Consider the following 13,693-nt stretch of genomic DNA (forward strand, 5'->3'; position numbering starts at 1 on the left):
GTGTAGATGGTGACAGAACCGGGGCGTTCCCCGAGCATTGCACGCCTACGCATGACAGACGGTCCCTCGGACGGGTGATTGGACCGGCGTCCCCCTGCCGTCACCGTCGCCCGCCACCGACCGGACGTCAGGCTTCCGGCTTGCGGTGCACCCGGGCGATCCAGTCCGCCGGGGCGGCGATCTCCGCTTTGGTCGGCAGGGTGTTGGGCGAGGTCCACACGTGGTTGAAGCCGTCCATGCCCACCTCCTCGACGACGGCGCGCACGAACCGCTCGCCGTCGCGGTACTGGCGCAGCTTGGCGTCCAGACCGAGCAGCTTGCGCAGCGCCAGGTCCAGGCGCGAGGCGCCCTTGGCACGGCGCTGCTGGAACTTCTCCCGGATCTCCGCGACGCTCGGCACGACGTCGGGGCCGACACCGTCCATGACGAAGTCGGCGTGCCCCTCCAGGAGGGACATCACCGCGGTGAGGCGCCCGAGGATCTCGCGCTGGGCCGGCGTCTGCACGATCTCGACCAGGGAGCGCCCGCCGTCGTCCTCCTCGCCCTCGGGCCGGCCGCCGACGAGGGTCTGGGCCGCGTCGCGCAGGCGCTCCAGCACGGTCATGGGGTCGACGTCGGTCTCCCCCAGGAACGACTGGATCTCGCCCTCCAGGTGGTCGCGCAGCCAGGGCACGGCGGTGAACTGGGTGCGGTGGGTCTCCTCGTGCAGGCACACCCAGAGGCGGAAGTCGTGCGGGTCCACGTCGAGTTCGCGCTCCACGTGGACGACGTTGGGCGCGACGAGCAGCAGCCGGCCGCCGCCGTTCTCACCCGCCGGGAGGTCGCGGGAGGCGGGGGCGAAGGTCTCGTACTGGCCGAGGACGCGGGAGGCCAGGAAGGACAGCAGCACGCCGAGCTCGACCCCGGTGACCTTGCCGCCGACGGCGCCGAGCACCGCGTTGCCCGGGTTGGAGCCGCGCCGCTCCTCCATCTTGTCCAGGAGGGGTTTGAGCAGCTCGCGGAAGCCCGCCACGTTGGCCCGGACCCAGCCGGGCCGGTCGACGACGAGGACGGGGGTGTCGTGGGTCTCCTCCGTGCCGAGCCGGGTGAAGCCCCGGACGTGCTCCTCGGAGGACTTCGCGTGCCGGCGCAGCTCGGCGACGACGGCCCGGGCCTCGTCGCGGCTCACGTCGGGGCCCGGCCGCATGAGCCGGGTCGCCGTCGCGACCGCGAGATTCCAGTCGACCATCCCGGAAGAGGCAGCACCACCGATGCTCGTCATGCGTCAACGGTACGTGAGGGGCGTCACGGACGGCAGTGCGGCGGGTGGGCGGGAGGGCCGCCGCCGCGCGGGCGCCGGGCGCGGGGCGGTCACCGGCAGCCGCAGGACGCCAGCGCCGTGGCCGCCTTGTCGAGGGCCTCCTCGGCCGCGGTCTGGCCGGTGGTGCCGTCGGCCAGGAAGGCGAAGGCGAGCAGCCGCCCGTCGCGGTCCACGACGGTGCCCGCCAGCGCGTTCACGCCGGTGAGGGTGCCCGTCTTGGCGCGGACGACCCCGGCCGCGCCGTCGGCGTAGCGGCCGGAGAGGGTGCCGGTGAAACCGGCCACGGGCAGCCCGGTGAGCGCGCTGCGCAGATCGGGGTGGGCGGGGTCGCCCGCCTTCACCAGCAGGGCGGTGAGCAGGTCGGCGGTGAGCCGGTCCCGGCGGTCGAGTCCGCTGCCGTCCCTGATGACGGCGCCCTTCACCGGCAGGCCCAGCTTCTTCAGCTGCGCGGTGATCGCCGCACCGGCGCCGGCGAAGTCGGCGGGGCGGCCGACGGCGATCGCGGTGTGGCGGGCGAGGGCCTCGGCGATGTCGTTGTCGCTCCGCGTCAGCATGCGCTCGACCAGGGCGGACAGCGGGGGCGAGGAGACGGTGGCGAGGGTGGCGGCCCGGGTCGTCGCCTTCGACGGGCCGGGCGGTGAGGCCTTGATGCCGTGGTCCGCGAGGAAGCCGCCGAACGTCCGCGCGGCGTCCGGGGCGGGGTCCTGGACGCGGCGCACCGGGCCGCCGGTGGAGTCGTCGGTGCGGGCCTCGTCGGCCATCAGCGGGGTCACCTCGGCGAGGTTGCCGTTGACGCCGATCGGGTGCCGGCTGGATCCGCGGTACAGGGTGGTGTCGTAGGAGAGGGTCACCTCGCGCACGCCGCGCTTGGCCAGGGCGGCGGCGGTGCGGGCGGCGAGGTCGCGCAGGCTCGCCGAGCCCTGGGCGTCCTCGCGCGCGGTGAGGGTGGGGTCGCCGCCGCCGACGAGGACGACCTCTTTCGTGTCGGGTTCGTAGGCGGCGCGGGTGGTGAGGCGGTGGTCGGCGCCGAGCGCGGAGAGCGCGGCGACCGCGGTGGCGATCTTGGTCGTGGACGCGGGTGTCAGGGCGTCGCCGGAGGCGGTGCCGTACAGGCGCTTGCCGGTGGCGGCGTCGACGACGGAGGCCGACTGCCGTCCGAGGGCGGGGGACCGCAGGATCGGGTCGAGGAGGGCGGCCAGCGCCTTCCCGGTGGGCGCCGGGCGTCCGGTGGTGGCGGTGCCGCCGAGTCCGGCGAGTACGGAGGCGGCGCCGGGCGGCGCGTCGGGCCCGCGGGGCGGGGTGCCGGCGTTGCCGCGCGGGGCGCCGTGATCTGTGCCACGCGCGGCCTCCAGGGCCACGGCCCGGTCCCGCTCCGCCGTACGCTGACCGGTGGAGTCCCAGGGACCGGCGGCGGTCACCACCCCGGCGGCCAGCGCCAGACCGGCGGTGGCGGCGGTCGCGGTGAACTGCCAGGTCTTCGGCCGGTCGACCCGCGTGACCCGCGGTGATCCCGGCCGGTCCGAGCGCGCCAGGCGTGAGGTGGCGGCAGCGGCGGCCCGCGTGAGACGCGGCCGTACGGCGGCCGCCGCCCGTGCCGCCCGCGGTCGTACGGCGCCCGCGATCCGCACGACGTGCGGTCTCGCGGCCCGCCAAGGCCTCAGCTCTGGCACGACCACCAGCCCCTTTCGCGATCACACACCTGCGTGAGGGACACTTAACCACCAGAACTATGTGTTGATCATGGAGGAGCCACCGGTGGAGTTCGACGTCACGATCGAGATCCCGAAGGGTTCGCGGAACAAGTACGAGGTGGACCACGAGACGGGTCGGATCCGCCTGGACCGTCGACTCTTCACCTCGACCGCCTACCCGACCGACTACGGTTTCGTCGAGAACACCCTCGGCGAGGACGGCGACCCGCTGGACGCGCTGGTCATCCTGGACGAGCCGACGTTCCCGGGCTGCCTGATCCGCTGCCGTGCGATCGGCATGTTCCGGATGACGGACGAGGCGGGCGGCGACGACAAGCTGCTGTGCGTGCCGTCGACGGACCCGCGGGTGGAGCACCTGCGCGACATCCACCACGTCTCCGAGTTCGACCGCCTGGAGATCCAGCACTTCTTCGAGGTCTACAAGGACCTGGAGCCCGGCAAGTCGGTCGAGGGGGCCAACTGGGTGGGCCGCGTCGACGCCGAAGCCGAGATCGAGCGGTCCTACAAGCGCTTCGAGGAGCAGGGCGGCCACTGAGTCCCGCCCCACCCTCCGACGGGCCGCACGCGTGCGCGTGCGGCCCGTCGTGCTTCTCGGTGCGCATACTGAGGATCTACGGGGCAGGCTGAGGGACGGTGTCGTACAGGGAGCGCTGCACAGGTGAGGGACGCGGAGGACCGCAAACCGCAGTCGGACGAGGCGAGGAGTGGCTTCCTCCCTCCCGCCGGGCGGGGGGTGCCGGCCGAACCGGAGTCGTCGACGACCTCCGAGTTCGCCCTCCCCGAGGGACTGGCGGTCCCGAAGGCCGGCCGGACCGGGACGGAGTCGGAGACCACCTCCGAGTTCGCCCTGCCGTCCGGTCTGGACGTGACGCCGCAGCCGCCGCCGGACACCGAGGGGTCGGCGTTCAACCCGCCGAGCACCTACCAGGCCCGGCAGGCGCCGCCGGCCTTCACCCCGCCCGCCGGCATCCCGTCCGTCCGCCTGACCACGGACGTCCCCTGGCAGGACCGGATGCGCACCATGCTGCGCATGCCGGTGACCGAGCGCCCGGCCCCCGAGACCGCGCAGCGGCACGACGACGACACCGGCCCGGCCGTGCCGCGCGTGCTCGACCTGACGCTGCGGATCGGGGAACTGCTGCTCGCCGGCGGTGAGGGCGCCGAGGACGTGGAGGCGGCGATGTTCGCCGTGTGCCGCTCCTACGGCCTGGACCGCTGCGAGCCGAACGTCACCTTCACGCTGTTGTCGATCTCCCACCAGCCGTCCCTGGTGGACGACCCGGTGACCGCCTCCCGCACGGTGCGCCGCCGGGGCACCGACTACACCCGGCTGGCGGCCGTCTACCAGCTGGTGGACGACCTCAGCGACGACGAGACGCACGTGTCGCTGGAGGAGGCCTACCGGCGGCTGGCGGAGATCCGCCGCAACCGGCACCCCTACCCCGGCTGGGCCCTGACCGGGGCGAGCGGGTTGCTCGCGGGGTCGGCGTCGGTGCTCGTCGGCGGTGGGCTGCCGGTGTTCGTGGCCGCCGCCCTCGGCGCGATGCTCGGCGACCGGCTGGCCTGGCTGTGCGCGGGCCGCGGACTGCCGGAGTTCTACCAGTTCACCGTGGCCGCGATGCCGCCGGCCGCGATCGGGGTCGCGCTCACCCTCGCCCACGCGGACCTGAAGGCGTCCGCGGTGATCACCGGTGGGCTGTTCGCGCTGCTGCCCGGACGGGCGCTGGTGGCCGGGGTGCAGGACGGTCTGACCGGCTTCTACATCACCGCCTCCGCCCGGCTGCTGGAGGTCCTGTACTTCTTCGTCGGCATCGTCGCCGGGGTGCTGGTGGTGCTGTACTTCGGCGTCCAGCTGGGCGCCGGGCTGAACCCGGACGCGGCCCTCGGGCAGGAGGACCGGCCGCTGATCCAGATCGCCGCGTCGATGATGCTGTCCCTGGCCTTCGCCGTACTGCTCCAGCAGGAGCGGGCGACAGTGCTGATGGTGACCCTCAACGGCGGGGTCGCCTGGGTGGTGTACGGCGCGATGCACCACGCGGGCGGCATCTCGCCGGTGGCGTCCACGGCCGTGGCCGCGGGGGTGGTGGGGCTGTTCGGACAGCTGCTGTCCCGGTACCGGTTCGCCTCCGCGCTGCCGTACACCACGGCGGCGATCGGCCCCCTGCTGCCCGGTTCCGCGACCTACTTCGGTCTGCTGAACATCGCGCAGAACGAGGTCGACACCGGGCTGGCGTACCTCACCAAGGCGGTGGCGCTCGCCATGGCCATCGCCATCGGGGTGAACCTCGGTGCGGAGATCTCCCGGATCACCCTGAAGATCGGCTCCGCCGAGAAGCGCCGTGCGGCGAAGCGGACGCGGGGTTTCTGACCCGGAACCCCGTGTCCGCGTCCCGTCGGGGTCTCAGTGGCCCTGGTTGTACGGCTGCTGCGGGCGCTGACCGTCTCCCGGCCAGGGCGCCTGGCCGGGGTGGCCCTGCGGCGGGTACGGCGCGTTGCCGTAGGGCTGCTGGGGCTGCTGGGGCCGCGGGGGCTGCTGCCGGGGGCCGCCGCCGTTGCCGTGGGGCGGCTGGTGGCCGTAGGGGCCGCCGCCGTACGGGTACGGGTCGCCGTGGGCCGGGCCGCCCTGCGGGGCCGGGCCGCCGTACGGCTGGGGGGCGGCCTGCTGGGGGGCGGCCTGCTGGGGGCGCGGGGCCATCGGGGCCGTCGGGGCGGGACCGCGGTCGTCGGGGGCGATGCGGCGCAGCTGGGTGGTGGCGTCGTCCAGGAGCGGCATCTGGGGCTGCTGGACGGCGGCCGGGACGCCCTCGGCGGCGGCGCGCTTCTTCTTGGCCCGCTCGCGCAGGTACTCGACGATGATCGGGACCACGGAGAGGAACACGATCAGGATGAGGATCGTCTCCACGTTCTCCTTGATCAGGTCGATCTGGCCCAGCCAGTAGCCCGCCATGGTGACACCGCATCCCCAGGCGATGCCGCCGACCACGTTGTACGTCAGGAAGGTGCGGTACTGCATGCGGCCGGCGCCGGCCACGATCGGGGCGAAGGTCCGCACGATCGGCACGAAGCGGGCCAGCACGATCGCCTTGGGGCCGTACTTCTCCATGAACTCGTGCGCCTTCTCCAGGTTCTCCTGTTTGAAGAGCTTGGAGTTGGGACGGTTGAACAGCTTCGGGCCGAAGGTCTTGCCGATCATGTAGCCGACCTGGTCGCCGATGACCGCGGCCAGCACGATCAGGGTGCAGACGAGCCACAGCGGCTGACTGATGTAGTTGCCCTCGGCTACGAAGAGGCCCGCCGTGAACAGCAGGGAGTCACCGGGCAGGAAGGCGAAGAGACCGGACTCGGCGAAGACGATCAGCAGGATGCCGGGCAGGCTGAACGTGCTGATCAGGTAGTCCGGGCTCAGCCACTCGGGGCCGAGCGCAAGGGTCGTCACGGGGCTGGGGCTCCTGGCTTCTGGAGTGAGGGGGCCGGGCGGCGCGCCCAAAGTACCAACGTTGTCTCAACGCGGGCGCCCTGCCCCGGGTTCCAGGAACCTTGCCACCCGCCCGGCGCGGGGCGTGGCGGGCCCCCGGCAGCCTGCCCGGCCGCGCTCGGGACGGCTCCGGCGCCCGGACGCGGCTGCCGGGCCCGGCGCCGGGACGCGGCTCCTGGACCGGGCTGCCGGACCCGGCTCCTGGGGGAGCCCCTGGGAGCCTTCCGCCGGGCCCCGGAAGCCGTCCGCCGGTCCCTCGGCCGGGCCCGTCGCCCGGGCCCCGGGTCCCGCACCCCGCCCGCCCATGCCCCCGCGCCACGTGCGCCCCCGCGGTCAGGAGTGCCGGACGGCGTTGGCCAGGATCGCGTCCCGCTCGTAGGCGGCGAGACCCGGCCGCGCCTGGTCGATGGAGCGCGTGAACCGCTCGTCCGAGACGTACATCTCGCCGATGCACGCGTGCATCTCGTGGTCGCAGTCGTAGTGGTTGCGCGACATCCACCGGCGGTGGTCCTCGGCCACGTCCATCGCGGCCTCGGAGTCCGCCGGTTCACCGGCCTCCATCAGGGCGACGAAGCGCCGGGTGAGCTCGTCGCCCTCGCGCTGGATGCGCTGCCAGTCCTCCTTGGTGTAGGAGGCCGCCCGTTCCTTGGACTGGCGGTAGGCGTCGGTGGTGCCCCAGCGCTCGCGCACCTCCTCCTCGTACTGCTCCGGGTCGTGCTCCCCGAAGACCTCGAACTTCTCCTCCGGCGTCAGGTTGATGCCCATGCTGCGTGCCTCCATGGCGTGCTCCACGGCCGCCGCCATCTTCTGCAGCTTCTCGATCCGGGCGGTCAGCAGCTCGTGCTGGCGGCGCAGGTGCGCGCGCGGGTCCGCGTCCGGGTCGTCGAGCAGGGTGGCGACCTCGTCGAGCGGGAAGCCCAGCTCCCGGTAGAACAGGATCTGCTGCAGCCGGTCGAGGTCGGCGTCGCTGTAGCGCCGGTGGCCCGCGTGGCTGCGCTCGCTCGGGGCGAGCAGGCCGATCTCGTCGTAGTGGTGCAGCGTGCGCACCGTGACCCCGGCGAATCCGGCGACCTGTCCCACGGAGTAGCTCACTTCCGCTCCCTTCTCGGTACGCACTCCAGCCTGGGTCCTCACGTCACGTGAGGTGCAAGCCCGTGGGCCCCGGCCTCACTCCCGCCCGTTTCATACCGCTTTGCCGCGTTCGCCCGTCTATCGTGTGCGCGTGGCCCAGGACAGCGCCCCCCGCACCCCCTCCACCGTTCCGGCGACGCCCGCACGCGCCCTGCTGCCGTCCGTCCTCCCGGCGCTGCTGGTCGGCGTGACGGCCAGTCTGCTCCTGGTCGGGGTCGACGCCGGGGCGGAGGAACTCCAGGGTGTGCTGTGGCGGACGGTGCCCGACGCGCTCGGCGTCGGACGGTACTCCGTGCTGTGGATGTCCGTGATGCTCGTCTCCACCGGCGTCGCCGTGGGCCTGGTGGTGTGGAAGGCCCCCGGTCACGCGGGCCCCGACCCCGCCACCACCGGACTCGACGCCCCCGTCCTGCCGCCGGCCGCCCTGCCGGGACTGCTGCTGGCGACCGCCCTGATGCTGGCGGGCGGCCCGAGCCTGGGACCCGAGAACCCGATCATCGCCGTGAACGTCTCCCTGGCCGTCTGGGCCGGTGTGCGGGCGTTCCCGAGGGCACCGGAACGAAGCTGGGCGGCGCTGGCGGAGGCGGCGACGATCGGAGCGCTGTTCGGCACGCCGGTGGCCGCCGCGCTGATCATCTCCGAGGCACTGGCCGGGCAGCGGCTCAAGGGACAGCTCTGGGACGGCGTCTTCGCGCCGCTGACCGCGGCCGGCGCCGGCGCGCTCACCGTCACCCTGGTCTCCCGGCCCAACTTCGACCTGCACCTGCCGTCCTTCGGCCACCCCGACTGGGCCGACCTGCTCGCGGCCCTCGTCATCGCCTCGGTGGGCGCGCTGCTCGGCATGGCCGCCGTGCGGGCCTTCCCGTACGTCCACCGGGCCTTCGGCAGGCTCCGGCACCCGATGCTGATGCTGCCCGCGGGCGGTGTCGTCCTGGCCGCCCTGGCGGCGGTGGGCGGCCATCTGACGCTGTTCAAGGGCCTGCACGAGATCGCGGAGCTGGCGGGCGACCCCGACGGCTGGACGGCGGGCGAGTTCGCCGTCATGGCGGTGGTGAAGCTGGCGGCCCTGCTGGTCGCCGCGTCCTGCGGGTTCCGGGGCGGACGCATCTTCCCGGCCGTGTTCGTCGGCACCGCGCTCGGACTGTGCGCGCACGCCCTGGTGCCCCCCGTGCACCCGGCGGTGGGGGTCTCGGCGGCGGTCCTGGGCCTGCTGCTGGCCATCACCCGGCAGGGCTGGGTGAGCCTGTTCGTCGCGGCCGTCCTGGTCGCCTCGCCGGGGATCGTCGCGCTGCTGTGCATCGCCTCCCTGCCCGCCTGGCTGCTGGTGACGGGCCGTCCGCAGATGCAGCTGCGGGCGGACGGGACGGCGGTCCGGTGACCGGGGCGGCGGAGGCGGGCGTGAGCGTGAGCCGCGTGGCGGGCGGGCGCCGCGTGGCGGATGTGCGCCGCGTGGCGGGCGTGAGCCGTGGGGCAGGCGTCAGCCGTGGCCGTGGCGGGCCCGCCCGGACCGCTCGCCCTGGTCCGCGCCGGCTCCGTCACGACGTCGCCGCCCCGGGGGATCCACGACTCCCCGTCGTCCCGCGTCGGCCGGATGCACGGCTGCCCGTCCCGCGTCGGCTTGTTCCACGGCTTCGCCGGCCCGTCGGCCCCGGTTCTCCGACTCCGCCAGCCCCTCAGCTCCCCACCTCACCTACTCCCCAGCTCCATTGGCCCCCGTCGGCCCCACTCCCCCCTGCCCCCCCCCCACGACCCGGAGGTGTTCATGCCGCTCCACGACCACCCGCAGCACGACGACCGTCCCCTGTCCGTCAACCCCTTCCTGGGGCCGGCGAACCCGGTCGGTGACATGACCCAGGCGCCGCCCAAGCACCGGCTGCCCGAGACCCCCATGGCCCCCTCGACGGCGTACCAACTCGTGCACGACGAGCTGATGCTGGACGGCAACGCGCGGCTCAACCTGGCCACCTTCGTCACCACCTGGATGGAGCCCGAGGCGGGGCTGCTGATGGCGGAGTGCCGGGACAAGAACATGATCGACAAGGACGAGTACCCGCGCACCGCCGAGCTGGAGCGGCGCTGTGTGGCGATGCTCGCCGACCTGTGGAACGCGCCCGATCCCTCGGCGGCCGTGGGCTGTTCGACGACCGGGTCGAGCGAGGCGTGCATGCTCGCGGGGATGGCGTTGAAGCGCCGCTGGGCCCGGTGCAACGCCGACCGCTACCCCTCCCGCGAGGCCCGCCCGAACCTCGTCATGGGCGTCAACGTCCAGGTCTGCTGGGAGAAGTTCTGCACCTTCTGGGAGGTGGAGGCCCGTCAGGTGCCCATGGAGGGCGACCGCTTCCACCTGGACCCGCGGGCGGCGGCCGAGCTGTGCGACGAGAACACCATCGGGGTCGTCGGCGTCATGGGGTCCACCTTCGACGGGTCCTACGAGCCGATCGCGGACCTGTGCGCGGCGCTGGACGACCTCCAGGAGCGCACCGGCCTGGACATCCCCGTGCACGTCGACGGGGCGTCCGGGGCCATGGTCGCGCCGTTCGTCGACGAGGACCTGGTATGGGACTTCCGCCTGCCGCGTGTGGCGTCGATCAACACCTCCGGGCACAAGTACGGGCTGGTCTACCCCGGCGTCGGCTGGGCGCTGTGGCGGGACGCGGACGCCCTGCCGGAGGAGCTGGTGTTCCGGGTGAACTACCTGGGCGGCGACATGCCGACGTTCGCGCTGAACTTCTCCCGGCCCGGCGCCCAGGTCGTCGCGCAGTACTACACGTTCCTGCGCCTCGGCCGGAACGGCTACCGCGCGGTGCAGCAGGCCGCGCGGGACGTGGCCACGGGGCTCGCCGCGCGGATCGAGGCGTTCGGCGACTTCCGGCTGCTCACCCGGGGCGACGAGTTGCCCGTCTTCGCGTTCACCACCGCACCGGACGTCACGGCGTTCGACGTCTTCGACGTGTCCCGGCGGATGCGGGAGAACGGCTGGCTGGTGCCCGCGTACACCTTCCCGGCGAACCGCGAGGACCTGTCGGTGCTGCGGGTGGTGTGCCGCAACGGCTTCTCCGAGGACCTCGCCGACCTGTTCGCCGACGATCTCGGCCGGCTGCTCCCGCAGTTGCGCCGGCAGCCGCAGCCCCTGGTGCAGGACAAGAACGAGGCCACCGGGTTCCACCACTGAGACGGCCCGCCCGGCGGATCGTGCCGGGCAGGCCCTGGCCGAGACGGGGCCGGGGGCCGGGGGGCCGCCCGGCCTCCGTCCTGCCCGGGTGCCTCCGCCCCCGGGCAGGACGGCGACGGCCGTCGTCCCCGCGACCGCCCCCGTCAGCGGCTGAGCCGCGTGAACCTCCGTACCGCCAGCGGGAAGAAGACCGCGAGCAGGGCGAGCGGCCAGAGGACCGCGGCCCCGACGTGGCCGGACTCCCCGGCCGGGCCGAACAGGTCCCGGGCGGCTTCGGCGGTGTGGGAGATCGGGTTCCACTGCACGACCGTGCCGAGCCAGTCGGGCATGGACCGGGGCGACGCGAAGGCGGTGGACAGGAACCCGACCGGCCACACCAGGATCTGCACGGCCTGCACCAGTTCGGGCTTCCCGGCCACCAGGGCCAGGTGGATGCCGATCCAGAGCATGGCGAACCGCAGCAGCAACAGCAGCCCCACCGCGGTCAGGAAGGCGGCCGGTCCGCCCTGGGGGCGCCAGCCGAGCGCCGCGGCGACGGCCAGGAGCACGCCCAGGCCGAGCACCGACTGGAGCATGTCGGCGGCGGAGCGGCCCACCAGGACGGCCCCGTCGGTCATCGGCAGCGAGCGGAACCGGTCGACCACGCCCTTGTCGAGGTCCTGGGTGACGGCGACCATGGTGCCCTCCAGGCCGAAGGCCATGGTGAGCGCGAGCATGCCGGGCAGCAGGAAGTCGAGGTAGCTGCCGCCGACGCCCCGCCCGCCGCCGACCAGGTAGCCGAACATCAGGAGCAGCATCACCGGGAAGACCAGGTTCACCACGACCGTCACCGGCCGGCGTCCCCAACGGGCGAGTTCCCGGCGGGTCATGGTCCAGGAGTCGGTCAGTGCGTAGGTGTTCACGCGGTCTCCTTCTCTCGGTCGGCGGGCCCGGTCAGGTGCAGGAACACCTCGTCCAGCGTGGGCCTGCGCAGCGCGATGTCCTCGGCCTCGACACCCGCCTCCTCCAGGGCACGGACGACTGCCGTCAGGGCCTCCATCCGGTCGGTGACGGGGGCGCTCAGCAGGCGGCGGTCACGGTCCACGGCGACCGTGCCCCGGGCCGCGGGGAGCAGGGCGGCGGCCGTGCCCAGCTGCCCGGCGTCGCGCAGGACGACGTCGATGCGGTCGCCGCCGACGGCTTCCTTGAGTTCGTCGGCCGTACCGTCGGCGATGACCCGTCCGGCGTCCACGACACTGATGCGGTCCGCGAGCTGGTCGGCCTCCTCCAGGTACTGGGTGGTGAGCAGCACCGTCGTGCCGCCGCCGACCAGGGAACGGACCGACTGCCACACCTCGGCCCGGCCGCGCGGGTCCAGGCCGGTGGTCGGCTCGTCCAGGAACAGCACCTCCGGCTCGGTGATCAGGGACGCGGCGAGGTCCAGGCGCCGCCGCATCCCCCCGCTGTACTGCCCCACCGCCCGGGAGCCGGTCCGGGTCAGGTCGAACCGCTCCAGCAGTTCGTCGGCCCGGGCGCGGGCGCGGCGGGCGCCGAGGTGGTGCAGCCGGCCGAACATCTCCAGGTTCTGCCGTCCGCCGAGTTCTTCGTCGAGCGCCGCGTGCTGCCCGAGCAGCCCGATCCGCAGGCGCACGGCGTACGCGTCACGCACCACGTCGTGTCCCGCCACCTCGACGCGGCCCGAGTCGGGACGCAGCAGGGTGGCCAGGATCCGGACCAGGGTGGTCTTGCCCGCGCCGTTCGGACCCAGCACGCCGTGCACCGTGCCCCGCGCCACCGTGAGGTCGAGCCCGTCCAGAGCGTGAACGGCGCTCCCCCGTCCGCTCCCGCCACCTCCTCCCCTCCCGCCCCTGCTCCTGCTCCTGCCGTACGTCTTGCGCGCCTGTTCGACGGTGATCACCGCGTCGGCCACTGACACTCCTTCCCACTAGTCAAGCTTGACTATGCCGTCCGGGCCGCCGACGGTAACGCGGACCGGGCCACTCGTCAAACTTGATTAGCTGCTTTCGTTGTGTCTGTTGCCTCTGTTTTCGTTGCTTCTGTTTTCGTTGCCCGGGTATCCGGTCCCGGCGGCGGTTACGGGGTGGTGGCCGTGCGGCGCGGGGCGTGTTTCCGCTGCTCAGCGCCGTCGACGGCCGGAACCGCCGGACGGCGGCTGCCGCTCCGGTGCGGCCGACCGCCGCTGCCGGCCTCGGGACGCCCGCGTCAGCGCGTGTCGCCCGGGTGCCGTTCCCCCGTCGCGTACGGGTTCTCCTCGCCGTCGGCCAGGACGCCGACGAACGGTTCGCCCTCCCCGCGGAAGGTGTAGGCCCCCGACTCGATCTGCTCGATCAGCTCGCGGGCCCACGCGGCCTCGGCGTCGGCCGTGCGGTCCCAGAGCCGCATGATCTGGCCGATGTGGCCCAGCGCCTCGGGTCCGCCCTCCGGCAGGTAGTCCCCGGCGACCGTCGCCCGCCACTCCTCGATCCGCCGGACCCGCTCCCGCAGCAGCTCCGCGGCCTCCTGGCGCGGCAGATCGACGATGAAGCCGACGGCGGCCGTCTTCACGTCCATCTTGAGGTCGTAGTCGACCAGGGCCGCGCGCAACAGCGCGTAGAACTCGGCGTCGCCCGCCTCGGTGATCTCGTACTCGGTGCGCGGCGGGCCGCCGGCCGTCGACGGGGCGGTCTCGTGCGCGTACAGCAGTCCCTGCTTCGCCATCTGCTTGAGGGCGTGGTAGATCGAGCCCGGCTTGGCGTTGGACCACTCGTGCGCGCCCCAGTACTCGAGGTCGTTGCGGACCTGGTAGCCGTGGGCCCTCCCGTGCTGGCGCACCGCGCCGAGCACGAGCAGACGGATCGCTGACATGCGCCCAGCGTAGGGCGCCGGGGTGCGCTCCCGGCCGCTGCCCCGGCCCCCGCGCCGCC

At 73.6% G+C, this 13,693-nt stretch carries 11 protein-coding genes; 4 read left to right on the forward strand and 7 right to left on the reverse strand.

All coding sequences use genetic code 11. The features are described 5' to 3' along the window. Window positions 1-127: 127 nt before the first annotated feature. Complete coding sequence (locus tag AC02VZ_RS18895; protein WP_476475919.1) at window positions 128-1,261, reverse strand: zinc-dependent metalloprotease; 1,134 nt, start codon at window positions 1,259-1,261, stop codon at window positions 128-130. 89 nt (window positions 1,262-1,350) lie between these two features. Continuing rightward, window positions 1,351-2,976 (reverse strand): D-alanyl-D-alanine carboxypeptidase/D-alanyl-D-alanine endopeptidase, encoded by a 1,626-nt coding sequence (gene dacB / locus AC02VZ_RS18900; RefSeq protein ID WP_476475920.1) that lies wholly within the window; start codon window positions 2,974-2,976, stop codon window positions 1,351-1,353. Between the two features lie 79 nt (window positions 2,977-3,055). On the opposite strand from dacB, the gene AC02VZ_RS18905 reads away from it, so the two are divergent. Together AC02VZ_RS18905 and AC02VZ_RS18910 are read left to right on the forward strand one after the other, a co-directional pair. Then, window positions 3,056-3,547 (forward strand): inorganic diphosphatase, encoded by a 492-nt coding sequence (locus AC02VZ_RS18905; RefSeq protein ID WP_145871991.1) that lies wholly within the window; start codon window positions 3,056-3,058, stop codon window positions 3,545-3,547. A gap of 123 nt (window positions 3,548-3,670) precedes the next feature. After that, entirely contained in the window at window positions 3,671-5,380 is a 1,710-nt protein-coding gene (locus AC02VZ_RS18910) for a threonine/serine exporter family protein (RefSeq protein ID WP_476475921.1), read from the forward strand. Window positions 5,381-5,413: 33 nt separating this feature from the next. Here the strand turns inward: AC02VZ_RS18910 and AC02VZ_RS18915 are convergent, their stop codons facing one another. Both AC02VZ_RS18915 and AC02VZ_RS18920 read right to left on the reverse strand, forming a co-directional pair. Then, window positions 5,414-6,448 (reverse strand): DedA family protein, encoded by a 1,035-nt coding sequence (locus tag AC02VZ_RS18915; protein WP_432054490.1) that lies wholly within the window; start codon window positions 6,446-6,448, stop codon window positions 5,414-5,416. Between the two features lie 372 nt (window positions 6,449-6,820). After that, complete coding sequence (locus AC02VZ_RS18920; protein ID WP_476475922.1) at window positions 6,821-7,579, reverse strand: MerR family transcriptional regulator; 759 nt, start codon at window positions 7,577-7,579, stop codon at window positions 6,821-6,823. A gap of 130 nt (window positions 7,580-7,709) precedes the next feature. Here AC02VZ_RS18920 and AC02VZ_RS18925 point away from each other — a divergent pair, with 130 nt between their 5' ends. Further along, the gene (locus AC02VZ_RS18925) at window positions 7,710-8,996 is read left to right on the forward strand and encodes an ion channel protein (RefSeq protein WP_432054492.1); all 1,287 of its coding nucleotides are present in this window, start codon (window positions 7,710-7,712) and stop codon (window positions 8,994-8,996) included. A gap of 384 nt (window positions 8,997-9,380) precedes the next feature. After that, window positions 9,381-10,790 (forward strand): glutamate decarboxylase, encoded by a 1,410-nt coding sequence (gene gad, locus AC02VZ_RS18930; RefSeq protein WP_476475923.1) that lies wholly within the window; start codon window positions 9,381-9,383, stop codon window positions 10,788-10,790. Between the two features lie 143 nt (window positions 10,791-10,933). Here the strand turns inward: gad and AC02VZ_RS18935 are convergent, their stop codons facing one another. From AC02VZ_RS18935 to AC02VZ_RS18945, 3 genes are all read right to left on the reverse strand, one after another. Continuing rightward, window positions 10,934-11,692, reverse strand: coding sequence for an ABC transporter permease (locus AC02VZ_RS18935; RefSeq protein ID WP_476475924.1), 759 nt, complete (start codon window positions 11,690-11,692; stop codon window positions 10,934-10,936). Continuing rightward, window positions 11,689-12,699 carry an ATP-binding cassette domain-containing protein gene (locus tag AC02VZ_RS18940; RefSeq protein WP_476475925.1) on the reverse strand — a complete coding sequence of 337 codons (1,011 nt, stop codon included), beginning with the start codon at window positions 12,697-12,699 and terminating at the stop codon, window positions 11,689-11,691. The genes AC02VZ_RS18935 and AC02VZ_RS18940 overlap by 4 nt, the downstream gene beginning before the upstream one ends. Before the next feature lie 293 nt (window positions 12,700-12,992). Then, window positions 12,993-13,634 carry a PadR family transcriptional regulator gene (locus tag AC02VZ_RS18945; protein WP_476475926.1) on the reverse strand — a complete coding sequence of 214 codons (642 nt, stop codon included), beginning with the start codon at window positions 13,632-13,634 and terminating at the stop codon, window positions 12,993-12,995. Between the last annotated feature and the right edge of the window lie 59 nt (window positions 13,635-13,693).

This window comes from Streptomyces sp. 3-6 (assembly GCF_056323165.1).